This is a genomic window from Vibrio astriarenae, from assembly GCF_010587385.1.
GTDB classification, from domain to species: Bacteria; Pseudomonadota; Gammaproteobacteria; order Enterobacterales; family Vibrionaceae; genus Vibrio; species Vibrio astriarenae.
Genome location: NZ_CP047475.1, coordinates 2,105,455 through 2,128,602, shown reverse-complemented (window position 1 = coordinate 2,128,602; position 23,148 = coordinate 2,105,455). Strand labels below are relative to the sequence as shown.

The 23,148-nt window shown below is 46.6% G+C and carries 21 protein-coding genes; 9 read left to right on the top strand and 12 right to left on the bottom strand.

Features of this window, described 5'->3' with window-relative positions:
* Positions 1 to 616 precede the first annotated feature (616 nt).
* Positions 617 to 2,734 (top strand): alpha-galactosidase, encoded by a 2,118-nt coding sequence (locus tag GT360_RS09930; RefSeq protein ID WP_164648717.1) that lies wholly within the window; start codon positions 617 to 619, stop codon positions 2,732 to 2,734.
* 328 nt (positions 2,735 to 3,062) lie between these two features.
* Complete coding sequence (gene melB, locus GT360_RS09925) at positions 3,063 to 4,439, top strand: melibiose:sodium transporter MelB (RefSeq protein WP_164648716.1); 1,377 nt, start codon at positions 3,063 to 3,065, stop codon at positions 4,437 to 4,439.
* A gap of 71 nt (positions 4,440 to 4,510) precedes the next feature.
* Here melB and GT360_RS09920 read toward each other — a convergent pair whose 3' ends face one another.
* Complete coding sequence (locus tag GT360_RS09920; RefSeq protein WP_164648715.1) at positions 4,511 to 5,392, bottom strand: DMT family transporter; 882 nt, start codon at positions 5,390 to 5,392, stop codon at positions 4,511 to 4,513.
* A gap of 243 nt (positions 5,393 to 5,635) precedes the next feature.
* Between GT360_RS09920 and yghU the strand changes: the two genes are divergently transcribed.
* Complete coding sequence (gene yghU, locus GT360_RS09915) at positions 5,636 to 6,493, top strand: glutathione-dependent disulfide-bond oxidoreductase (protein WP_164648714.1); 858 nt, start codon at positions 5,636 to 5,638, stop codon at positions 6,491 to 6,493.
* 37 nt (positions 6,494 to 6,530) lie between these two features.
* Here yghU and cobO read toward each other — a convergent pair whose 3' ends face one another.
* Entirely contained in the window at positions 6,531 to 7,148 is a 618-nt protein-coding gene (cobO, locus tag GT360_RS09910; protein WP_164648713.1) for a cob(I)yrinic acid a,c-diamide adenosyltransferase, read from the bottom strand.
* Positions 7,149 to 7,356: 208 nt separating this feature from the next.
* On the opposite strand from cobO, the gene GT360_RS09905 reads away from it, so the two are divergent.
* Positions 7,357 to 7,782, top strand: coding sequence for a low molecular weight protein-tyrosine-phosphatase (locus GT360_RS09905; protein ID WP_239502629.1), 426 nt, complete (start codon positions 7,357 to 7,359; stop codon positions 7,780 to 7,782).
* Between the two features lie 63 nt (positions 7,783 to 7,845).
* Here GT360_RS09905 and GT360_RS09900 read toward each other — a convergent pair whose 3' ends face one another.
* From GT360_RS09900 to sodB, 3 genes are all read right to left on the bottom strand, one after another.
* Positions 7,846 to 8,520 (bottom strand): SDR family oxidoreductase, encoded by a 675-nt coding sequence (locus GT360_RS09900; RefSeq protein WP_164648711.1) that lies wholly within the window; start codon positions 8,518 to 8,520, stop codon positions 7,846 to 7,848.
* 134 nt (positions 8,521 to 8,654) lie between these two features.
* Positions 8,655 to 9,158, bottom strand: coding sequence for a VC2046/SO_2500 family protein (locus GT360_RS09895; RefSeq protein WP_164648710.1), 504 nt, complete (start codon positions 9,156 to 9,158; stop codon positions 8,655 to 8,657).
* Positions 9,159 to 9,303: 145 nt separating this feature from the next.
* Entirely contained in the window at positions 9,304 to 9,888 is a 585-nt protein-coding gene (gene sodB, locus GT360_RS09890) for a superoxide dismutase [Fe] (protein WP_164648709.1), read from the bottom strand.
* Positions 9,889 to 10,118: 230 nt separating this feature from the next.
* Between sodB and GT360_RS09885 the strand changes: the two genes are divergently transcribed.
* Complete coding sequence (locus GT360_RS09885; RefSeq protein WP_164648708.1) at positions 10,119 to 10,445, top strand: Grx4 family monothiol glutaredoxin; 327 nt, start codon at positions 10,119 to 10,121, stop codon at positions 10,443 to 10,445.
* 96 nt (positions 10,446 to 10,541) lie between these two features.
* A complete protein-coding gene (locus tag GT360_RS09880) occupies positions 10,542 to 12,473 on the top strand; it encodes a DNA topoisomerase III (RefSeq protein WP_164648707.1) in 1,932 nt (643 codons plus the stop codon).
* Positions 12,474 to 12,530: 57 nt separating this feature from the next.
* Here GT360_RS09880 and GT360_RS09875 read toward each other — a convergent pair whose 3' ends face one another.
* The 6 genes from GT360_RS09875 to GT360_RS09850 all read right to left on the bottom strand — a co-directional run bounded on the left by GT360_RS09875 (position 12,531) and on the right by GT360_RS09850 (position 19,096).
* Positions 12,531 to 12,737 (bottom strand): hypothetical protein, encoded by a 207-nt coding sequence (locus GT360_RS09875; RefSeq protein ID WP_164648706.1) that lies wholly within the window; start codon positions 12,735 to 12,737, stop codon positions 12,531 to 12,533.
* Between the two features lie 183 nt (positions 12,738 to 12,920).
* On the bottom strand, positions 12,921 to 13,607 hold the full coding sequence (locus GT360_RS09870; protein WP_164648705.1) for an SDR family oxidoreductase: 687 nt from the start codon (positions 13,605 to 13,607) through the stop codon (positions 12,921 to 12,923).
* 10 nt (positions 13,608 to 13,617) lie between these two features.
* A complete protein-coding gene (locus GT360_RS09865) occupies positions 13,618 to 14,154 on the bottom strand; it encodes a GNAT family N-acetyltransferase (RefSeq protein ID WP_164648704.1) in 537 nt (178 codons plus the stop codon).
* A complete protein-coding gene (locus GT360_RS09860; protein WP_164649638.1) occupies positions 14,144 to 14,920 on the bottom strand; it encodes a peptidoglycan binding protein CsiV in 777 nt (258 codons plus the stop codon). Before GT360_RS09860 ends, GT360_RS09865 begins: the two co-directional genes overlap by 11 nt.
* Positions 14,921 to 15,060: 140 nt before the next feature.
* Complete coding sequence (mfd, locus tag GT360_RS09855) at positions 15,061 to 18,519, bottom strand: transcription-repair coupling factor (RefSeq protein ID WP_164648703.1); 3,459 nt, start codon at positions 18,517 to 18,519, stop codon at positions 15,061 to 15,063.
* Positions 18,520 to 18,523: 4 nt separating this feature from the next.
* Entirely contained in the window at positions 18,524 to 19,096 is a 573-nt protein-coding gene (locus GT360_RS09850) for a PilZ domain-containing protein (protein WP_164649637.1), read from the bottom strand.
* Between the two features lie 268 nt (positions 19,097 to 19,364).
* Here GT360_RS09850 and lolC point away from each other — a divergent pair, with 268 nt between their 5' ends.
* From lolC to lolE, 3 genes are read left to right on the top strand one after another with little or no spacing between them, the layout of a single operon-like run.
* Positions 19,365 to 20,570 carry a lipoprotein-releasing ABC transporter permease subunit LolC gene (gene lolC, locus GT360_RS09845; RefSeq protein ID WP_164648702.1) on the top strand — a complete coding sequence of 402 codons (1,206 nt, stop codon included), beginning with the start codon at positions 19,365 to 19,367 and terminating at the stop codon, positions 20,568 to 20,570.
* Positions 20,563 to 21,240 carry a lipoprotein-releasing ABC transporter ATP-binding protein LolD gene (gene lolD, locus GT360_RS09840; RefSeq protein ID WP_164648701.1) on the top strand — a complete coding sequence of 226 codons (678 nt, stop codon included), beginning with the start codon at positions 20,563 to 20,565 and terminating at the stop codon, positions 21,238 to 21,240. Before lolC ends, lolD begins: the two co-directional genes overlap by 8 nt.
* Positions 21,241 to 21,243: 3 nt before the next feature.
* Complete coding sequence (lolE, locus tag GT360_RS09835) at positions 21,244 to 22,479, top strand: lipoprotein-releasing ABC transporter permease subunit LolE (protein WP_164648700.1); 1,236 nt, start codon at positions 21,244 to 21,246, stop codon at positions 22,477 to 22,479.
* A 142-nt stretch (positions 22,480 to 22,621) separates the two neighbouring features.
* Here the strand turns inward: lolE and GT360_RS09830 are convergent, their stop codons facing one another.
* Positions 22,622 to 23,134 (bottom strand): DUF2062 domain-containing protein, encoded by a 513-nt coding sequence (locus tag GT360_RS09830; RefSeq protein ID WP_164648699.1) that lies wholly within the window; start codon positions 23,132 to 23,134, stop codon positions 22,622 to 22,624.
* Positions 23,135 to 23,148: the final 14 nt, after the last annotated feature.

Genomic DNA, 23,148 nt, shown 5'->3' with positions numbered 1-23,148 from the left:
ATGATTTTGTGGAAACGTTTTCATGACGAAGTTGGCATTTTGATGTGATGAATTAGGTAATAACTGATTCTTGTGATTTAGATCGAACAAATAGCTATATTTGACTAAAAATAAAGCAGTTTATATAGAGGATGGAATGTAAGCGTTTATTTTCAGGGTGTGATAGTGAATAGCAGGTAAGAATAACCCAGTGTCAGAAAACACTGGGTCTGTGAGACAAGAGAAGGCAATACAATCACTTGAGGTCATGTATTGTCTCGTTGGAATATAAGTTAGGACCCAACGGAGACGCTTCATATTGTATACAGGCTTAATGCCTATAAACTGAATCTCGAAGACTTTACCTTACGAATGTAAGGCGAGAGGTGCAAGTGGTGAACTCACGTTATCGTGTTTCCAACGGTAAAAAATAGTTATCTTATTGATAAATATCAGGCTCAAGGTGAGTTAGTGTGCAGAAATTCCGCGAAAAATGGATAAGAACAGTCTTAATCGATGTGAACGTAGAATTATGATGTGAAATTGTAAACGTTTCCATAAGTTTGCTTTGGCTCACAGACAATCAAGATAAACTGTTTAATATGCAGCAAAAACGAATGACACTAGGTGTGCAGTTATGACTGATAAAGTTCTCTATTCACTGACAGGTAATAAAACTCAACTGATTGTTGAGGTAGGCGAGTATGCGGAAATCCTTCACTGGGGACAGCCTTTCAATGGCGATCTCTCGATAGCTCGTCACGCGTTGCATCGACCGGTTCCATATGGTCGCTTGGACATTGATGTGCCGGTGACATTAACACCAGAATTGGGACGAGGCTCCTTTGGCAGCCCTGCTTTGGAGGGACATCGCGCAGGTCAAGATTGGGCGCCAGTAATGAAGGTCGTTAAGGTTGATCACGGCGCCTTGGGGCTGAAGATCTACTGTGAGGATACGCTGGCTGGACTAGAAATTATTAGTGAACTGTACCTTGATCAGCACGATGTGATTAAAACTCGCCAGACCCTACGCAATATTGGTCAAGGCGCATATCAAGTTGCGCGTTTAGCGAATACCTTACCTTTACCTGGGCGCGTTAGTGAGTTGATGACCTATCATGGACGCTGGGTGTATGAGTTTCAGACAAGTCGCCAGTCGCTGACACAAGGGGGTTATCAGCAAGAGAACCGTCGCGGGCGTACTTCGCATGAGCACTATCCTGCTTTTGTTGCAGGCACAGCCAATTTTGATGAGCTGTCTGGTGATGTATTTGGTTTTCATCTTGCTTGGAGTGGCAACCACCGTATGCGCATTGATGTAAAAGCCGATGGTCGCCGTGTGATGCAGGGTGAGGCGATCTATTTACCTGGAGAAATTGAACTGAGTGAGGGTGCATCATTATCAACACCTTGGTTGTATGCGACACACAGTGGTCAAGGCTTAAATGAAATGAGCCATCATTTTCATGAGCATGTTCGCGCTTCGATCTTGCCGTCTGAGTTTGCCAACAAGCCTCGCCCGATCCATTTGAACACATGGGAAGGTATCTATTTCGATCATGACCCAGACTATATAATGCAGATGGCGACACAATCCGCGCAGATGGGTGTAGAACGTTTTATTATTGATGACGGCTGGTTTAAAGGACGTGATGGCGACAAAGCCGCGTTGGGAGACTGGTTTTTAGACGAGAAAAAATACCCCAATGGTCTGGAGCCAATCGTGAATCATGTCAATGATTTGGGGATGGAATTTGGTCTGTGGTTTGAACCTGAGATGATCAATAAAGACTCCGATCTCTATCGTACACACCCTGATTGGTTGTTGGAAGTGAAAGGCTATGACCAACCTACCGGGCGTAACCAGTATGTGATTGACTTAAGTCAGCCACAAGCGTTTGAGTTTTTATATCAGCGTTTGGATCACTTCTTGTCTACCTATAACATTGGCTACATCAAGTGGGACATGAACCGAGAGGTGGTACAACCGGGACATGAAGGCAGAGCGTCCGGTCATGCACAGGTTGAACGTTACTATGAACTCGTGGATAGAGTTCGCCTTAATCACCCTAACGTGGAAATTGAATCTTGCTCAGCTGGCGGCGGGCGTATCGATTACGAAGTGCTTAAGCGTACTCATCGATTTTGGGCATCAGATAACAATGATGCGCTAGAGCGTCAGACTATTCAGCGCGGCATGAGTTATTTCTTCCCACCAGAAGTGATGGGTAGTCACATTGGTGCTAGTCATTGCCATAGCACCCGTCGCCGCCATAGTATTGAGTTTCGGGGTTTGACGGCTCTATTTGGCCATATGGGTATTGAACTTGATCCAGTCAGAGAGTCAGAGGAAGAAAAGCAGGGTTTCGAGCACTATGTGGAGTTGCACAAATCAATACGCACATTATTGCACTCAGGCAAGTCATGGCGTATTCCTACCGATGATACCGCACATCAAATTCAAGCGGTTGTTGCTCAAGATCAGTCTCAAGCTGTGGTATTGATTGCGCAACTTGCGATGCCTACCAACGCACTGAGTGGCCACTTAAGAATACCAGGTCTAGATCCGGATGCGCTTTATCAAGTGACCGTTATTGATCAACCGACCAATTATCATGACATTGTTAACTATCAACCCCCTTGGACAACAGATGGATGCCAATTAACCGGTCGCTGGTGCCAAGATATAGGCTTAACGATGCCAGTGTTGGATGCAGAAACCGCGCTGCTGGTGAAGCTAGAACAAATCGACTAGTTCTCAGGTAAACCCTTTCATAATCAAGCTTAATGACGAGTGCCGCAAGCTATTTTTAGTTGCGGCGTTTTTGTTTTTTTGACTCTATCATCGCTATCAAATAACAGACTAACCATCTGTTTTATATTTGTATATTTAGTAACAACTTCGCAGCATTGTGTTGGAGATCTCAGTTTCCATCATCGACTGTAAACGTTTCCATAAAGCGGTTTTTGATCACAGTAAATCTGCGCCCCAATGATTAGCATTAGCCTCGAAACTTATAAATAAAAAGGCCAATGTCGCTCATTCTAGTTAGGGGAAGGGTGATAAGCCTAAAGGAAACAAAATGTCTGAGAATATCACTTTAAAAACCAAAGCCTCCTACGGCATAGGTGCATTAGGTAAAGATTTCGCTTGTGCACCAATTTATATCTTCCTCATGTTCTACTTCACGGACGTGGCTGGTTTGTCTGCCGCTTTCGTGGGTACCATCTTCTTAGCGGCGCGTATTATTGATGCGATTACTGACCCAATGATGGGTGTGATCGTTGATAATACTCGTTCGCGCTTCGGTAAGTTCCGTCCATGGATTGTGATTGGCACACTATTGAATGCCATTGTTTTAGTGGGCCTATTCAGCACTCACATGTTTGATGGGAAAGCGCTTTATATTTACGCGGCAGCGGCATACATTCTTTGGGGTCTGACCTACACCATAATGGACATTCCATACTGGTCAATGATCCCTGCACTTTCAAGCTCTCGCGAAGAGCGTGAAAAGTTAGTTGTTTGGCCACGTTTGTTCGCAAGTCTTGCATGGTTCATTACGGGTACATACGGCCTACATATCGTTGGTGAGTTGGGCAATGGTGACCAAGGTGCAGGTTTCTTCAACATGGCTATGCTCATAGCAGTGCTGTTCGTTATGAGTGCGTTTTTGATTGCACGTAACGTGAAAGAGAAAACCGCAGCAGTCACCAACACACCCGCTGAAAGATTCGCATTCAAGGATGTACTGACCATCATTGGCAAAAACGATCAGCTAAAAGCACTGATCGGTACAGTGCTTTCTTTCCAAATTGCTAACCTGCTTGTGGGTGGCTTTGCTATCTACTACTTCTCATACGCGTTAGGTAACCCAGAGTTATTCCCTGTATACATGATGGTTGCGGGCGCGGCTGAAGTGGCAGGTGTATTCTTGTTCCCACGTATCGCAGCGGCATTGCCACGCAAAAATCTATGGTTAATTGCTTGTGGCTTCCCAATCCTGTCTTGCTTAGTGCTTCTTGTTATGGGCGTAATGGTACCAGGCAACGCAATGCTGATTGGTGTGGCAGGTGCAGCGATTAAGTTTGGCGTGGGTATCGCAAACGCACTACAAACCGTAATGCTAGCAGACGTAGTAGATTACGGTGAGCACAAAACAGGTCACCGCAGTGAGAGCGTTATTTTCTCAGTGCAAACGATGCTAGTGAAGTTTGCCGGCGCTGCAGGTGGTTTCATTGTCGGTGTGGGTTTGACTATCGTGGGTTACGTACCAAATGTAGAGCAAGCGGAGAGCACAATTATGGGTCTGCACTTTATGATGGTTGGTCTTCCTGCAATTCTGATGCTAATCAGTGGCCTTGTTTACAAGCGTTACTACCACCTTCATGAAGGTTTTGATAAAGAAGCCTTTGAAGCAAAAGAGAAACGAGTAGAAGGTCAAACAGCCCAAGCGTAAGACAGCTCTCCTAAGTTCCTCAATTTAGTCCTAAGAAAAAGCCATCTCTTTGCGAGATGGCTTTCATCTTTCTAGTGCGGTTGATTCTGTGCGACCGGTTCTGCTTTACGCCTTAGCCATTTACGCCATTGAACTGGCATCATTGGGATAACAATAAAAGCGATACCCAATAGCGTCAAGAAGTCGGGTATTTCGTCAAACCACATCACGCCGAATAGCGTGACAAACACCAACCCTGAATACTCGGCAAGTGCAATCTGACTTGCTGGCGCTTTTTTATAAGCCACGACAACTAAGGCGTGATAACCCAATACAAACAAGTTGATCGCCATGATCCAACCCACATGTCGCCACTCTATTTCCGCCCATTGGGGTAACGCAAAAGCCAACGCAAGAGGAAGTGTCATCAAGCTGGTCCAGAATAGGGTTGAGATAATATGCTGATCATCACTCAAGCGCTTGATTAAGATATTGCCTACTCCCATCGCGAGGGCACTACCTAAACCCGCAATCGCAGCCCAATGGAAGTGCTCAGGGCGAAGCACAATCAACACACCCATAAAGCCTATCAAGGTAGCGATCACTTTGCCTCTATTTGGGCGCTCTTTGAGGAGTAATATCGAGAGGGGGAGCATTAAAATCGGGCCGACATAGAACATAGCGTTTGCGGTAGCAAGGGTGAGGTGGGTGATCGCAATCATGGCACAGCCACTGCCCACCAAAATGAATTGGGCACGCAAGAAGTTGATTCTGCAGCCGCCCTGCATACGTGTTGCTCGAGGCAGCTTTAGCCAGAAAGGCAGAAGCAGCATGACACTTAAAAACTGACGTATAAATACGTATTGAAACGTTGGCACTTCGCCATTAAGTACCTTTAGCGAAACATCGGAGAAAGACGCGAGCAGGTTGGCAAGGACGAGGAGAAAGATTGCGTGATTGGTGGCTTTGCTCATGAAACGATTACAGCTTATTTGTCATACAAGAAAACAGCGGCACATCATACAGGAGAAATTTCAAAAAAATAGCGCCAAAGCGCATTAATCGACGGTTCGATAGCCTAAGGTGGTCGAACCGTGAGGCTACCTATAGAACAAACAAGCATAAAGTATTTGTTTTTATTCATTTAGAAATCATACGTTAGCCCCATATTAGATAGGGTATGCACTGCACAAACACTAAGACCAAGGATTAGAATTATGTCGAATGAATATATCCCACCAAAAGTTTGGACTGCTGACAGTGAAAACGGCGGTACATGGGCGAGCATAAACCGCCCGGATTCCGGAGCTCGTTTTGATCGTGATCTACCTGCAGGTGAGCACCCATTCCAGCTTTACTCGATGGGGACACCCAATGGGCAAAAAGTCACTATTATGTTCGAAGAACTATTGGCTGCTGGTGTAGATGCTGCTGAGTATGATGCGCACATCATTAAAATTGGTGACAGTGACCAGTTTTCATCTGGCTTTGTTGATGTGAACCCAAACTCTAAGATTCCAGCGCTGGTTGATCACTCAGGTGTCGAGCCTATCCGTGTGTTTGAGTCGGGCAATATTCTCCTGTATTTGGCAGAAAAGTTTGGTCATTTCTTGCCAAGTGATGTGGCTAAGAAAACGGAAGTGATGAACTGGCTGTTCTGGCTACAAGGTTCAGCGCCTTATCTTGGCGGTGGTTTTGGCCATTTCTATGCGTATGCGCCGGAGAAGTTTGAATACCCAATAAACCGTTTCTCGATGGAGGCAAAACGCCAACTGGATGTGCTTGACAAACGTCTTGCTGACAACAAATACCTGGGTGGTGATGAGTACAGCATCGCTGATATCGCGACATGGCCTTGGTATGGCAGCCTAGTGTTGGGCAAGTTGTATGATGCAGCCGAGTTCCTCGATGTAGAGAGCTACAAAAACCTAACGCGCTGGGCACAAGATATTGCCGCGAGACCAGCCGTAGAGCGTGGCAAGATTGTTAACCGAGCTTGGGGAGAGGCTTGGGAGCAAGTGGTAGAGCGCCACAGCGCTGCTGATATTGACGCTGCACTAAAGCAAAAACCTTAGCGCTTTATCTCTCCACCCCATCTTGGGGTGGAGATGATTACCAATCGACACCCTTGAGTGCTTTTACACCAGATTCGAATGCGTGCTTAACGTTTTTCACTTCGGATACCGTATCCGCCATTTCAATTAATGTACGGTGAGCACCGCGTCCAGTAATGATGACTGACTGCATCTTAGGGCGGTTGTTTAATGCTTCAACCACTTCTTCTAGCTCAATGTACCCATAGCTCACCATATACGTGAGCTCGTCAAACAGCACCACATCCAGCGATTTATCTTGCAGCATACGCTTACACTCTTGCCAAATCAGTTGGGCAGCTTGTGTGTCAGTTGCTTTATTCTGCGTTTCCCAAGTAAAACCCGTTGCCATGACTTGAAACTCAACACCTAATTTTTCAAGTAAGTTTCGTTCACCATTGTCCCAGGTGCCTTTGATAAACTGTGCAACAGCGCACTTCTTATCATGACCAACAGCTCGGGCGACAGTACCAAATCCTGAGGTTGTTTTTCCTTTGCCATTGCCAGTGATGACAAGCAATAATCCTTTCTCTTCTTGAGCCGCCGCGATCTTCTGGTCAACTTCCTGCTTTACTTTTTGCTGTCGCTGCTTATGTTTCTGATCTTTGTAAGAAAGATCTTGGCTATCATTGCTCACTGTTTATTTCCTTTGTCGCAGTTTAATCACGCCATAGTAGCGAAGTTTCTATATCCTAAATACCCCAAATTTATTCAGGAGATAAGGAAATGACACCGCTTGTTGGTTTAAATCATTCTGGCTATGATGAAATGACTTGTTCAAGTAGCGTTTCAAGTGTGGGTGAAGGATGGGTCAAGTAGTGAATAAACGGATTTTAGTGGTGTGCATGGGCAACATTTGCCGATCACCAACAGGAGAGGCGGTACTGCGAGCGAAAGCGAAGCAGCTTGGCGTTGATGTCGAGGTAGACTCGGCGGGAACGATTGATTTCCATAAGGGAAAGGGGCCTGATTCACGCAGTAAACTGGCGGGTGAAAAACGAGGATACTCGTTCAAAGGTATCACGTCACGACCAGTTGTCGCTCAAGACTTTATCGATTTTGATCTGATTTTAGCTGCAGATAAGGCCAATTTAGCGGATCTTTATGATGATTGCCCAAAAGAGTATCAACACAAGCTATCGCTGTTTTTGACTCACGGAGAGTCGAGTTATAGTGAAATTCCAGACCCATATTATGGTGGAGAGCAAGGGTTTGAGCTGGTGTTGGATTTAATCGAAGAGTCGAGCGAAGCAATACTACGTAGTTTATAACCACGATGAATTGAAAAGCCGAAGCGATCACTCGATTGCTTCGGCTTTGTTATGCGGGGTAAATTAAAACTCAGCCGACATGACTCGTCCGTTAAAGTAGTCGTTGGCAACAATATACTCAGTATGGCGCACCAGTTCGTCCTGAGAGGCGGCGATATGGCTGTCTGAATAGTTCACGCGCGGTGCTGGGACAATGCCTCCAACACGGATGTTGAATGGGTTCAGTTCACTTGCCCAACGCTTAGTGAAACCTGCAACAATCGAGGAAGCAGAATCTCCCCCCATCAATGTGCCCACTTGACCGTCAGAGATTATATTGATGATCACCCCTTCTTGTTGATGTGGCTTCATTCGCTCTGCTGCGACTTTACCTAGGTTTAATAAACTGCCGGTTGCTTTCGCAAGTTGCTGAACAAAGGTGTCGGAATCCGTCTGCTCAAGTGCGTCTGTGTTGGGGAACCCGGTACAGAGGTTAACCACAATATTCGGTGCTTGAGCGTTGGTGTGTTCAACAAAATCGAATAAGGCGTTATTGGCTTCGATAGATTGACACTCCATAACATGTGCATAGACATTTGGGGTATGTGCTGCACAAAGGGTGAGAGTGTTGTTGAGGGCTGATTCATTAGTGTCAGTGATCACAACCGAAGCACCTTGCAAAGCAAAGTGTTGTGCGAGCGTGCGACCTAGCATCGTACCCGCAGCAGTGACCAAGATGACAGCTTGAGCAATATTCATATCTCTTATTACCATTGTTGTATTTTGTTATCTGGTCACTTCAGGATGGTTTAACAATGGTTGCAGTGCTGTGAATGAGGTCAAATAAATATCGAATGGCGTACTTATTTGGTGGTTTTTAGTTGTACATCACATTAAGCGTGCAAGTTAAGCGTATCGCGACGGTGTGACTCATTCATCTGGTGATAGAAATGGTGCGGCAGTTTCGCTGTGTTGTCGGGTGTGTTTAGGTGGCGCAGCTGGTGGTATGAGAGGTTATGGTACACCTCTTCGGGTAAATCTGCCGTATTTTCAGGCAGGTAGGCCAGTGCTTCAGGTGTTAGGTAGTGGCTTAGTTTGGCGCTTGCCATACCGCCTTGCTGGAACTGACGCGCTTGCTCTGCCGATGTATCGTAAGACGGTGCAGAAGAGCGTAGCGCTTGCGGCTCGCTCAATTGAAACTCTTTGCGTAGCAGGTCATCGCTAGTGACGACTTCTTCAATGCTATCAACAGGCGTCACTTCTCGAATATCGTGTGAGAACATCGATAGAAACAGGGCAAAATCAGCACGACGACCTTCATGTACAGCACGGTTAATGCCGTTACCCGCTTGAAGTTCGTTGATGATGATATTTTGCTCAGCAGCAGTGATTTGCATGATGTTCTCCGTCTTAACAATTAGTTATCGACAGAGTGCTGGATGACTTTAGAAAAAATGAATAAATCAGAGAGAAAAGAAAACCCGCGCTATAGGGAGCACGGGTTTGGTATTCGATGACTAAATCGAGTGGCTAAGTGCCAAATTACTTAGCTAGGTTCGCTGCTACGAATTCCCAGTTAACTAGGGCCCAGAAACCGTTCATGTAGTCTGGACGTACGTTGCGGTAATCGATGTAGTATGCGTGTTCCCAAAGGTCTACAGTTAGAAGCGGTGTTACACCTTCTTCTGTAAGCGGAGTTGCTGCATTAGACGTGTTTACGATGTCTAGTGAGCCATCTGCTTTTTTCACCAACCAAGTCCAAGAAGAACCGAAGTTATTGATTGCTGAATCAGTGAATTTTGCTTTGAACTCTTCGAAAGAGCCAAATGCTGCATTGATTGCGTCTGCAATTGCACCTGTTGGTTCACCACCTGCGTTTGGCGCTAGACAGTGCCAGTAGAATGTGTGGTTCCAGATTTGTGCAGCGTTGTTGAAGATGCCACCAGTAGAAGTCTTAACGATCTCTTCTAGCGTCTTACCTTCAAACTCAGTACCAGGGATAAGACCGTTTAGCTTAACAACATAAGTGTTGTGGTGCTTACCGTGGTGGAAATCTAGAGTCTCAGCAGAGATGTGTGGTTCTAGTGCGTCTTTTGCATAAGGAAGAGCTGGTAGTTCAAATGCCATTACTCGTTTCTCCATTTATTTGATTGAAAGAGGGGTGTCTCTTTCGTGAGCTTCCAATATTGTTTTAGGCGTCTTTTTGACTGACTTCACGCTAGTTTATCAAGTTTTTAGCTAAAAAAAAGCATCTTTGAGAGGTTTGCTATAACCTTAAATATTATGGGCTTTTTATTCTCTACTAATGGTTTAGAATAACTGGATCAAAAAAGAAGTAACTCCATCACGAGGAAGCCATGGAAACTATCGACAAAATCAAACAGCAAATTGAAGAAAATGCGATCCTTCTATACATGAAAGGCTCACCAAAACTACCTAGCTGTGGTTTCTCTTCTCAAGCTGCACAGGCTCTAATGAACTGTGGTGAGAAATTCGCATACGTAGATATTCTACAAAACCCAGACATTCGTGCAGAGCTACCTGCTTACGCACAGTGGCCAACTTTCCCACAGCTTTGGGTTGAAGGTGAACTGATCGGTGGTTGTGACATCATCATGGAAATGTTCCAAAAAGGTGAGCTGCAGCCGTTGATCAAAGAAGCGGCAGCGCGCAACGCAGAGTAAATTGCATTTAATGACTGTATGTAGATACAGTTATTAGTTGATTTTATAAGGCCACATTGGATAATGTGGCCTTATTTATTTGTGCTGGAAGCCATTATGTCTCGTCTCTATATCGCTGAAAAACCAAGTCTTGGCCGCGCTATTGCAGCAGCGTTGCCCGGGGCGCAAAAAAAGGGCGAGGGTTATATTCAGTGCGGTAGTGATATTGTGACCTGGTGTATTGGGCACTTGTTGGAGCAAGTGGAACCTGATGCCTATGATGAGCGCTATAAAAAATGGAATTTAGCCGACCTACCTATCATTCCCAATGAGTGGCAGCTAAGACCGCGTAAAACTGCCAGCAAGCAGCTGTCTGTGGTAAGAAAGTTACTCAAGAGTGCTAATGAGATCGTCCATGCTGGAGACCCTGATCGAGAAGGGCAGCTATTGGTTGATGAAGTCTTGGATTACTGCAAAGTCTCGAAAACAAAGAAAGCGGCGGCGCAGCGACTATTAATCAGTGATTTGAACTTGCCGGCCGTTAAGCGAGCATTAGGCTCCATGCGCAGCAATCGTGATTTCATTCCTCTTTCAGTTTCCGCATTAGCTCGCTCAAGAGCGGATTGGTTATACGGTATGAACATGTCACGAGCCTATACGTTGCTCGGTAAACAAGCGGGATATCAAGGCGTACTTTCTGTCGGGCGGGTACAAACGCCAGTGCTCGGACTTGTGGTTCGCCGAGACGAAGAGATTGAGAATTTTGTTCCCAAAGATTATTACACCCTGCACGCACTGATCCCTTATCAACGTGACGGAAAAGCATTTGATATTCGCGCTCGCTGGAAGCCAAGCGAGGCTTGCCAGCCGTGGATGGACGAAGAGGGGCGTGTACTCAACAAGAAACTGGTAGAAAACGTTGCGGGGAGAATTGCAGGTCAGCCGGCGATTGTGCAAGACTCAGAACAGAAGCAAACCAAGCAGTTTGCGCCTTTACCTTATTCCCTGTCAGCCTTGCAGATTGATGCTGCTAAGCGTTTTGGTATGAGTGCTCAACGTGTGCTTGATACCTGTCAGGCGCTCTATGAAAAACATAAGCTGATTACTTACCCACGCTCGGACAGCCGTCATCTACCGAAAGACCATTTCAAGCAAGCAAGAAGTGTGTGTGACGCGATCGCAAACAATAGTCGAGAGATGCAATCCGCTGTTAATGGGGCGGATTTGTCAATCAAATCGAAGGCTTGGAATGACAGCAAAGTGGATGCGCACCACGCTATTATCCCAACACCGAAAAAGGCATCGAGCAATGTGATGTCTGGCGATGAGAACAAGGTCTACGACTTGATTGCGCGTCAATATTTAATGCAGTTTTATCCCCCTGCGGTGTATGCAGAAGCCAAGCTTGTGTTTGATATTGCGGGAGGCACCTTTATTGCCAAAGGCCGTCAGTTAATCGAATTAGGTTGGAAGGTCTTGATGGGCAAAGTGGAGGAGTCTGACAGTGGCGTTGACCAAGTGCCACCTTTAGCGAAAGGCACACGGCTGGTTTGCCGTGAAGGTGAGATCAGCGAGAAAAAGACCGAGCCGCCACGCCACTTCACTGAAGCAACTCTCTTGCAAGCGATGACAGGTATTGCACGCTATGTAGAGAATAAAGATCTTAAAAAGATACTGCGTGATACTGATGGCATTGGCACTGAAGCGACTCGCGCAGGTATTTTGGATACCTTGTTTAAGCGCCAACTTTTGAAACGGCAAGGCAAACAGGTGTTGAGCACGCCAGCAGGTAGAGGGTTGATCCATGCTTTACCATCAGAATCGACCTATCCAGACATGACAGCACACTGGGAGCATCAACTGCAGAGTATTGCCGAGAAGGGGCAGGCCTATCAGCCATTTATGCATGATCTTACCCAACGGCTTGATCAGCTTATGAATACTGTCAAAACTTCACCAGTGCCTGACTCTCTACGCAGCTTGCCACCAGTAGAGCGACCTGCCTACAAAAAACGAAAATACAGCGGTAAGAAAAGAGCCAAGAAATAAAAATGGCCTGCAATAGCAAGCCACTTCTGAGCTGTCACCCTTGAACATTATCTTGCTCTACTCAAAGAGCTGGTCATTGCCTTTGATTGCGCTACTGACATCGGTTTGAGTCAAGACACGTTTACCTAAGTCTTGCTTTACCTGCCTACCTAAGCCAATCAGTGCTTCCCTGTTGGCTTTGGTTTGACGTTTTCCCGCACTGCGTAGGCAGTAGTTCAACTCATGGTCTTGACTAAAATTAACTAGGTCTTTATCTGCCGCCATCGTTTGTCTCCATCCGATTGGTTGATTCCCAATAATCATGGAAGAGATTGGTAGATTTTCAAGTCAATATCGTTGTCGTTCGCGCCAAATTTTCGCTATATCTCGACAGTTGGCAACTAATTATAAATGAATCAATAAATTACTTGTTGTGGTGCAAAATTGAAACTGCGTTCATTCTGTTCGTTACCAAGGCAGTTCATTGCCGTCGTAGTTCAGGAAGCGTCCAGAGTCCTTTGAGCTCGATGATGCAATGACCTCCACTAGCCCTTGCGCACTTTGTTTTGTCGTGATGAGTGCATTCGGCCCACCCATTTCAGTCTGAACCCACCCTGGGTGTAGAGCGAGAACAGTATAGTGCGATGAGGAGAGATCGTTGCTCAGACTTTTCACTACTGAGTTGAGCGCGGCTTTGGAAGAGCGGTAAATGTACCCGCCCCCAGATGTATTTTCAGTCATACTGCCGACCTTTGAGGAGAGGCACATGATTTTTTTATCTTGGGCTTTTTCCAGCAGTGGATAAAGAGCTTCAACCAACTTAAGTGGGGCAATGGCGTTGATCTCGAATACTTTGCGCCATTCAGCCACGTCGGTATGACCAAATCCATAGCCTTTGGGACCATAGTAGCCAGCATTATTAATTAATATATCGATGGGGCTCAAGTGGGTTGCAAACTGTGTGACGGCCTCATAGTCGGTTACGTCGAGCTGGTAGCAGGTGAGGTTTTGATTGCTATCGGCTAACTCTAAAAGCTCAAGTGACGATTCCATCGTTCGATAAGTCACCGAGACTTGAGCGGATTGAGAAAGGTACTCTTTTACCAGTGCTAACCCGATACCGCGGTTGCCACCAGTGATCACAATATGCTTCATCGTATTGTCCTTAAGGGATTATTGAGTAAACCGCACCATCATACGCGCGGTTTTCATAGATATATCGGTTCCTAGCTATGGTTTCAAATTGTCCACCACAACGCTCAATGAGTTGTCGACTGACGCTATTGCAAGGGTCACACACCGCCTCGATACGAGTGACTTTGAGCATTTCAAAACAGAAGTTAACCAATGCGGTTACGGACTTTTTGCCCAATCCCTGATTCTGATATTGGTCGGCAACCCAATAGCCAATCGAGACCATATTGAACGTGTGGTACAACTCGTTTATGACCACCATACCCACCAGATCTTTGTTTTGTCGAGCGAAAACACCAAAGCCATAGGCACTACTTTTTACCCAATTAAGCCGGGTTTCGTAGATAAACCTCTGTGCTTGTTCAAGCGAAAAGTCGGGCTGACACCAATCAATCCATTGGTGCAGAGAAGGGGAGTGGCAGATGAGAGATTGAAGCTGCTCAGCGTCGTTATCGCTGAGCAGCTTGAGTTCGAGCGAGTCGGTAATGATTGAAAAATCAGGACTCATTAGTGGGTGCGCGGCGAACCTGAATGATCATACCCATAAGAGGATGATCAAAGTAATGAATTTCACCACTGCGCATACGACGTTTTTGGTCTAGGCGATAAGATTTTAAGAACTTCTCTACTTCTGTGGTGTACTCAATTTGCTGCATATTGCCAGCAACCACACTGTCGCCCTGCTGATCTTCTGTAGGCTCAACATATTCGGTGGTTTCGACAACCACTTCACGCACGCTAGGGCGTTTAAGGTCGAATTCCGCTTCTGCAAACAGATAGTGCTGAACATAGATTTGTAACTTGCCGTCAAGCTCGTAAAGTGGACTGGCGACACTTTGCTCAACCACATCATCGACCGGAGACTCTACAAGTTGATCAGAGTAGACAGAGCCATCAGGCATATACGAGCCAGAGTAGTCTTTTCCACCCTTGATCCTGAACACTGGCGCTGAAGCACGGCCGCGATCATCTTGACGCCAAGCGGTGTGTAGCAGTACTGAAAAACCTGCATGACGACGGAGGTCATCGACCTGAGGTGTCAACTCATAGCTAGAGGCTGGAAGTAGAGTTACCCCTTTATTGCTGCGATATTGAGCATTTGCAAGGCTACCTGCATTACTCATATTGATCTCTGGAAGGCTATTTGGCCAGGCTTCCGTAGTTTGCTCTGGGTTCACTGAACGTTTGAATACGATCACTTCTATATCGAATTCTCGTTGTGCCATGCTAGGCATAGACACTAGAAGAAGTAGAAATGGGATCAGTTTGTTCATCATTACTCCGTAAGTCGGTGAACAAGGTGAGTCACTTTGCTCGCTCACCACAATTATTAGTAACTATACCCAAGTCTTTCATTAATGTCAGGTTCTTGGGTATAGGCAATAACAGCTTATAAGCCTAAACGGCCGATTCACTATGCTGGTAGTCGATTTTGGGCAAATTCATCCAGCATGTTTTTCACAAATTTCAAGCGCTCTCTGCGGTCAGTCAATGGCAATACGAACTTGAACTTTGTTGGTCCTTCCATGCCGAACTGCTTTGGCTGTGATTGAAGTAGTTTAACCAAGAAAGCTGGGTTTATGTCAGCGTCTGGATAGAATTCGATGTAGCCCCCTTTCTCATGAGCTTCAATCTTCTTCACTTTGAGTTTTGCTGCATTCAGTTTTAACTCAGACACTTTAAGAAGATTCTTAGTGGCATCTGGCAATACGCCAAAACGGTCAATCAGTTCGACTTTTAGCTCTGCTAATTCGGCATCGGACTCAACACTCGCAATTTGCTTATACATTGACAGGCGTGTGTTGACGTCTGGAATGTAATCGTCCGGCAGCAGGGCAGGCAGGCGCATCTCTACTTCGGTTTGCTCTCGCAACAGCTCATCAAGGGACGGTTCTTTCCCTTCTTTCAATGCTTCAACCGCTTGCTCGAGCATTTCCATGTATAAAGTGAAGCCAACGGATTGGATCTGACCACTTTGTTCATCACCGAGCAGTTCACCTGCACCACGTATTTCAAGGTCGTGGGTTGCTAGGGTGAAGCCCGCGCCCAAATCTTCGAGAGAGGCGATGGCATCGAGACGTTTTACGGCGTCTTTACTTAGGGCTTTAGGGTGCGGCGTCAGCAAATAAGCATAAGCTTGATGGTGGGAGCGACCCACACGGCCACGCAGTTGGTGCAACTGTGCAAGACCAAGACGGTCGGCGCGATCCATAATGATTGTGTTTGCTGTCGGTACATCGATACCGGTTTCGATGATGGTCGTACAAACCAAGAGATTAAAGCGCTGATGATAAAAATCATTCATCACTTTCTCCAGGTCACGTTCACGCATTTGACCGTGTGCAGTGACCACGCGTGCTTCTGGGATAAGGTTGGCAAGATCGGCAGCCACCTTTTCAATGGTCTCGACATTATTGTGCAGGAAGTACACCTGACCACCGCGCATGATTTCTCGCAGCACCGCCTCTCTGACTACCGCATCGTCTTTTTCGCGCACGAAAGTTTTGATTGAAAGGCGACGTGCTGGTGGCGTAGCAATGATAGAGAGATCGCGCATACCACTCATCGCCATGTTGAGTGTGCGTGGAATAGGTGTTGCAGTGAGCGTCAGGATATCAACATCCGCACGCATCGCTTTCACTTTCTCTTTCTGGCGTACCCCAAAGCGATGCTCTTCATCGACAACCAGTAAACCTAGGTCTTTAAATTGAATGTCACTGGTGATCAGTTTATGTGTGCCTACCACAATATCGACTTTACCCTCAGCAACATCAGCAAGGATCTGCTTTTGCTCCTTGGCAGATTTAAAGCGAGATAACACCTCTACGCGAATAGGTAGGTTAGCAAAGCGGTCACGGAAATTCTCAAAGTGCTGCTGTGCGAGCAGTGTTGTTGGCACTAAAACCGCCACTTGTTTGCCATTGTCCGTTGAGACAAACGCAGCGCGCATCGCCACTTCTGTTTTACCAAAGCCAACATCACCACAAACCAGGCGATCCATTGCTTTGGCTTGACACATATCAGAGAGTACCGCATTGATGGCCATCGCTTGGTCATCGGTCTCTTCAAACGGGAAGCTCGATTTGAAGGTTGCATATTGGCCTCTATCGAGTGCAAATTTATAGCCAGGTTTTAACTCACGTTTGGCATAAACATCCAAAAGCTCAGCCGCGACATCACGAACTTTCTCTGCCGCTTTACGACGTGCTTTACTCCAGGCATCACCACCCAATTTGTGGAGTGGGGCAGATTCTTCAGCGCCACCGGAGTATCGGCTAATGAGGTTGAGTGACGCAACTGGGACGTAAAGCTTGGCATCATTCTGATACTCAAGCGTGACGTATTCGGTTGTCATACCACCAGCTTCAAGAGTTTGAAGGCCAAGGTAGCGACCAATACCATGGTCAATATGGACAACGGGCTGGCCCGGCTTGAGCTCTGCAAGGTTACGAATAACCGCATCACTATTGGTATTACGGCGATCTTTTTTACGACGTTGAATGACGCGGTCACCAAGCAGGTCACTTTCACAGATGAACGCTATTTGGTCATTGCCGAAGATAAAGCCTTTTTCACTTGCGCCGAGTACTAGGCTGGCTTTTTTACTGCTGCCCAAGGCTTGTTCAAAGCTATCACACGGTGTTGGCTTGAGCTTAATAGGCTGTAAGAGTTCGAGCAACGCCTCGCGGCGACCTTCAGACTCTACAGAGAAAATGACTCGGCCCGTAAAGCCCTCGATGAACTGACGCAGGCTAGCCAGTGGCTCTTTGTTTTGTGGTTTCGCGGCAAGGTCGGGCAGTGAACTGAACTCTGGATTGAATCGTCCTTGCTTCTCAGCCGCGGGTTCAACAGAGAGTCTTGCGACACCAAGCGTTTTTAGGTGAGCAAACAGCTCGTCCTTTTTAAGCCAGAGAACTTCAGGCTTAAGCAGTGGCCTTAACGGATCAATACTGCGCTGATCGTAACGATGCTCAACGTCGGCAAGGAAACTATCGATACCTGTTTCGATGTCACCAATAGTGATCAGCTGCGTGTCATCTGGCAGATAATCAAACAAGGTTTCGGTGTGATCAAAAAACAGCGGTTGCCAATATTCGATACCAGCAGGCCAAGTGCCTTTTGATACCTGCATGTAGATACTCTCTGGCTCGCGACGAGCTTCAAACTGCTGGCGCCAACGAATACGAAAGTCCTCAATCGCTTCGTTGCTGGTTGGGAATTCGTGCGCAGGCAGCAGGCGAATCTCTTTGACATCTTCTATGGAACGCTGATTTTCAGGATCAAACGTTCGAATGGTATCAATCTCATCGTCAAAAAAATCAATCCGATAGGGTGCATTGCTACCCATAGGAAAGAGATCAATGATCGAGCCACGACTCGCGTATTCACCGGGACTAAAGACTTGGTCACTATGACGATAGCCTGATTTCTCAAGCTGCATGCGTAGCTTTTCAAGTGAGAAGTTATCGCCTTGCTTGACCATTAAGGTGTGCTGAAGCAAAAAGTCACGAGGAGATTGTCTTTGGAGCAGCGTGCTCACCGGGACAATGGTAATGCCGGAGCTTTGTGTTGGCAGTTGATACAGACAAGAGATACGGTCTGAAATGATCTCTTCATGTGGCGAGAAGTTATCATAAGGCAGTGTTTCCCAATCTGGGAAGATATTCACGGAGCCTAAATAGAACTGCTCTATTTCTTGCTGCAGTTTAAGTGCAGTTTGAGGGTCAGGTACGACGACCAGGTTGTGCTTGCCCTTCTGGCTAGCAAGTTCTGCAACCGTCAGCGCTAACCCCGAGCCAAGTAGGTTTCCGTAGTATTTATTGTCTCCTGCGCCATTTGGCAGCTCAAGAGAGAGGAGTGTTTGTGATGTCATAGTATTAAGTGTCGCCTCGTTCAAGTGAGCGCTGGCGGAGTAATTTTTGCTGTTGATGTAGAGCCGCTTTAATCAGCATGTCTTGGTCTGTTTCTTTCAGTCGAACAAATTTCACCTGCACAAGGTAGCCAGCCTCCGAATGTGGCTCGCACTGAGTCACCTCACCATAGCAATAGATAGCGGCTGCAGGATGTTCTAGGAACAGCTTGGCCCGCAGTGGTGTGGCAATATCGATGTTGGTGCTTGAGACGTAAGTGAATCGACTCGCGCCGAATGATTTAGTGGTGACTGCAAATTGAGGATCGTCTTGCTGCGATAGCATATAGCCAAGTAATAAATTGAGCTTGGCGTTTTGTGTGTCTAAAAGCTCGATGACATGGCGCAAGTCAGAGTTTTTGAGTTCGGTTCTTGCACTTTCTTGCAGTGGGTCAAGGCGAGAAAACTCACTTGCTACAATAAATGGCGCAGGTGTCTCTGCCTCGAGCTCATCCATCGTTGGAAAGTGAAAATTGGTAGCGAGCGGTTCTACGTTGGCTTTCATCGCATGGTGGACGGTGAAAAACTCTTGCTCTGACATAAACCATGTCCCTTGTAATAGTCCTAGTGCCGACATGTTAGCGAGCCACCGAAGTGGTTTCAATCATGATCAAGCATAGCTCGTGAGTATTTGGTTACGCTGTGACCACAACGATGATCACTTTGCATGATGTGTAGATAGTATTGATTATTTAGTGTGGTTTTATTCGGTAAGTTGTCAAGATTTGGGAATTTTTGCAGGTTTTGGGCTACACCCTATGCGCAATTACGTTTAGAGTAGAGTTCTCAAATTATCGTCATGGACGTCTATGTTTCATCCAGTTTCCCTTTTTATCGGTTTGCGCTACTTGCGAGGGAGAAGTGGTGACCGTTTCGGTCGCTTTGTCTCGTTTATGTCAACTGCAGGCATCACTATTGGTGTGATGTCGCTTGTCACCGTCCTTTCAGTCATGAATGGTTTTGAAAACCAACTGAAAGGACGCATGCTTGGCGTGTTACCACAAGCGGTGGTCAGTCAAGAAGGTGGCAAGACCTCGACAACGGAAGGGGTGCCAGATTTTATTTCCGCTCTCACGCCATATCAAGCGCAGCCCATTGCCCGTAGTGAGGCGGTCATACAGAGCTCTGAGGGACTGGGTGTCGCCATGATGGTTGGCATTGAATCTGACTCGGAAAACCCTGTCGCCCAGCATCTTGTTACTGGTCACATGTCCCACCTTAACGCTGGAGAGTACGGCGTGTTTTTAGGGCATTCATTGGCGAGAGAGCTCAATGTGTCTATGGGAGATAAAGTCCGCCTTATGGTGACCAGTGCAAGTCAATTTACTCCACTAGGGCGTATCCCAAGCCAACGTAATTTCACAGTGGTTGGGTTGTTCAATACGGGTTCCGACATAGATAAGCAGCTTGTGATTACAAACCTTGAAGACGCGACGCGTTTAATGCGCTTACCTAAAGAAACCGTATCTGGTTGGCGTCTTTACTTTGATGACCCGTTTATTGTCTCCGATTTAAGTCAGAAAGCGCTACCTGATGGTTGGGTATGGAGCGATTGGCGAGAGCAGAGAGGTGAGCTTTTCCAAGCGGTGAAAATGGAAAAGAACATGATGGGCCTAATGCTCGGGCTTATTGTTGGCGTAGCGGCGTTCAATATCATTTCAGCCTTGATTATGGTGGTCATGGAGAAACAGTCGGAAGTCGCCATCTTGAAAACCCAAGGCATGACATCAGCAAAAATCATGGCCATTTTTATGGTGCAGGGGGCAAGTTCTGGCATTGTTGGAGCCGTTGTTGGCGGCGGTTTAGGGGTCATATTGGCACAGAATCTTAATCCACTCATGCAAATGCTAGGTGTTGAACTATTTACGCTAGGTGGCTCGTTGCCAGTATTGATTCAGCCACTGCAAATTATTAGCGTTATTCTACTGGCGATTGCGTTGAGTCTACTCGCAACCGTTTATCCATCTTATCGTGCATCATCAGAAAAACCGGCAGAGGCCCTTCGTTATGAGTAATTTATTAAGCTGTCATAACATCAGCAAAACCTATCGTGAGGGGGAGGTGGAGACACCGGTGTTGCGAGGGGTAAGTTTTGATATAGCGCATGGTGAGTTGGCGGCGATCATCGGCACGTCAGGGTCGGGCAAAAGCACCCTGTTACACATTCTTGGCGCACTCGATGATGCTAATGATGGTGAAGTGTTTTTCCAAGAGCAATCTCTGCTCGATATGTCATCGAATCAGCAGGCTAAAATTCGCAATCAGAATCTAGGTTTTGTTTATCAGTTTCACCACTTACTGTCAGATTTCTCAGCGCTAGAGAATGTCGCGATGCCGCTGATGATCGGCGGTATGAATCCCAAACTTGCCAAGCAAGAGGCGTCGCAGTGGCTGGATAAAGTGGGCTTAAGTCATCGTTTAGAACATCGCCCATCAGAGCTTTCTGGTGGTGAGCGCCAGCGAGTGGCGATCGCACGTGCATTGGTGAACAACCCCGCACTTGTGCTCGCTGATGAACCTACGGGTAACCTCGACCACAATACTGCACTTGCTATTTATGATTTGATGCGCGAGCTCAACCGTGAATCGGGTACTGCGTTTTTGGTCGTCACTCACGACAACGAACTTGCCGACAAAATGGATCGTCAGCTGCGTATGCAAGACGGTCTGTTGGTGCAGGAGTAGTTTATGTCACTCTCTTTGTTAGTTGGCTACCGATTTAGCCGCGCGAAAAAACGCAACAAGATGGTGTCCTTTATTTCGATGTCATCGATGATAGGAATCGCCGTTGGCGTCGCTGTGATCATTATTGGTTTATCTGCGATGAATGGTTTTGAGCGTGAATTGCAAAATCGCGTTCTATCTGTGGTTCCCCATGCTGAGCTTGAGGGGGTAAGAGGTCCTTTGTCTGATTGGCAACGAGTCGCAGAGCGTGCGGAACTGCATCCAGACGTCGAAGCTGCAGCGCCTTACGTGACCTTAACCGCGTTAGCAGAGAGGGGCCAAGAGATTAAGGCAATCGAAGTGCGAGGTATGGATCTTGAGTTAGAGTCTCGCGTTTCTAGTTTGGCCAATTTTGTCGGCGAAGACGCTTGGCAGAGCTTCGCTCCGGGTCATCAGCAAATCATCTTAGGAAGTGGTGTTGCGAGGCAGCTAGGTGTTGATACAGGAGATTCCCTATCGTTGATGCTGCCCTCTTCTGATACCACTAAGGTAAGAGCGCCGAAACGAGTTCGCGTTAAAGTGATTGGCCTATTAGAGCTGCACGGACAAATCGACCACAATTTGGCGATTATTCCTTTGCAAGATGCGCAAACGTACGCACAGATGGGGGAGGGCGTGAGTGGTGTCTCCCTCAAAGTCAGTGACGTGCTCAATGCCACGCAAACTGTTCGCGAAGTAGGAGGTACCCTCGATGTCTATGTTTATTTGAGTAGTTGGCAGCAAAAATATGGCTTCCTCTATCGCGATATTCAATTGGTGCGCACGATTATGTATCTCGTTATGGTACTGGTTATTGGGGTCGCGTGTTTTAATATCGTATCGACATTGATGATGGCGGTGAAAGATCGCGCATCTGAGATTGCGATTTTGCGAACAATGGGAGCAAGCGATGGCTTAGTTAAACGGATTTTTGTTTGGCAGGGTGTCTTTTCAGGAGTGTTTGGTAGCCTGGTGGGTAGCTTAGTTGGCCTTCTTGTGGCAATGAAACTAACATCGTTGATCAAAGCGCTTGAAGCTCTGATTGGTTATCAATTCCTCTCTGGAGATATCTACTTTGTTGACTTTCTGCCTTCGCAAGTTGTGATGTCAGATGTTTTCCTTGTATCGGGTACGGCCATTGTTTTGAGCCTGATTGCCACTTGGTATCCAGCAAAACGGGCAAGTCAGTTAAACCCAGCGAGTGTATTGAGTGCCAAATAACCCAGTAACCGCTCAACATATGCGATACATGAAAGTGATAACTCACTCGTAGGTTTATCACCGTCGATTGTACAGAAACCACAAAAAAGAGAGCCTTACAGTAGATGTAAGGCTCTCTTTTTTATTCGTTTGTATTTACCAGCTATTTGCTTATGCGTCGCTGCTGCCAGCTTCTCACCACTGAGTAGCGCCAAAGGCCACGGATACCGAAGTAGCCCAAAATGGCTGCTGCGATACCACAGACCAAACAACCCACTAGAAATGGTGGGCCAATGGTATTCATTTGAGTGGCTAGGTACTCCCAAGACAGCTCAAAGTGGAAAGGCTGAGGAGGGGTGTTCATTAACAGCGCACCGACTTTGTATGCGAAATAGAACAGCAATGGCATGGTCACTGGGTTGCTGATCCAAACCAAAGCAACAGCTAGCGGCAGATTGACACTACACATAATTGCAGCTCCGGCTGCCATGATCATCTGACTAGGCAAAGGCATGAATGCCATAAAAAGACCAACAGCAAAAGCACCCGAAGCGGAGCGGCGGTTCAAACACCACAAGTTCGGGTTATAAAGCACATTTCCAAAGATCTTTAATGCTTTTTGACGCTTAATCACGTCGTGGTTCGGCATAAAGCGTTTAATGAACTTTCTAGGCATAGGGCAAATATGAC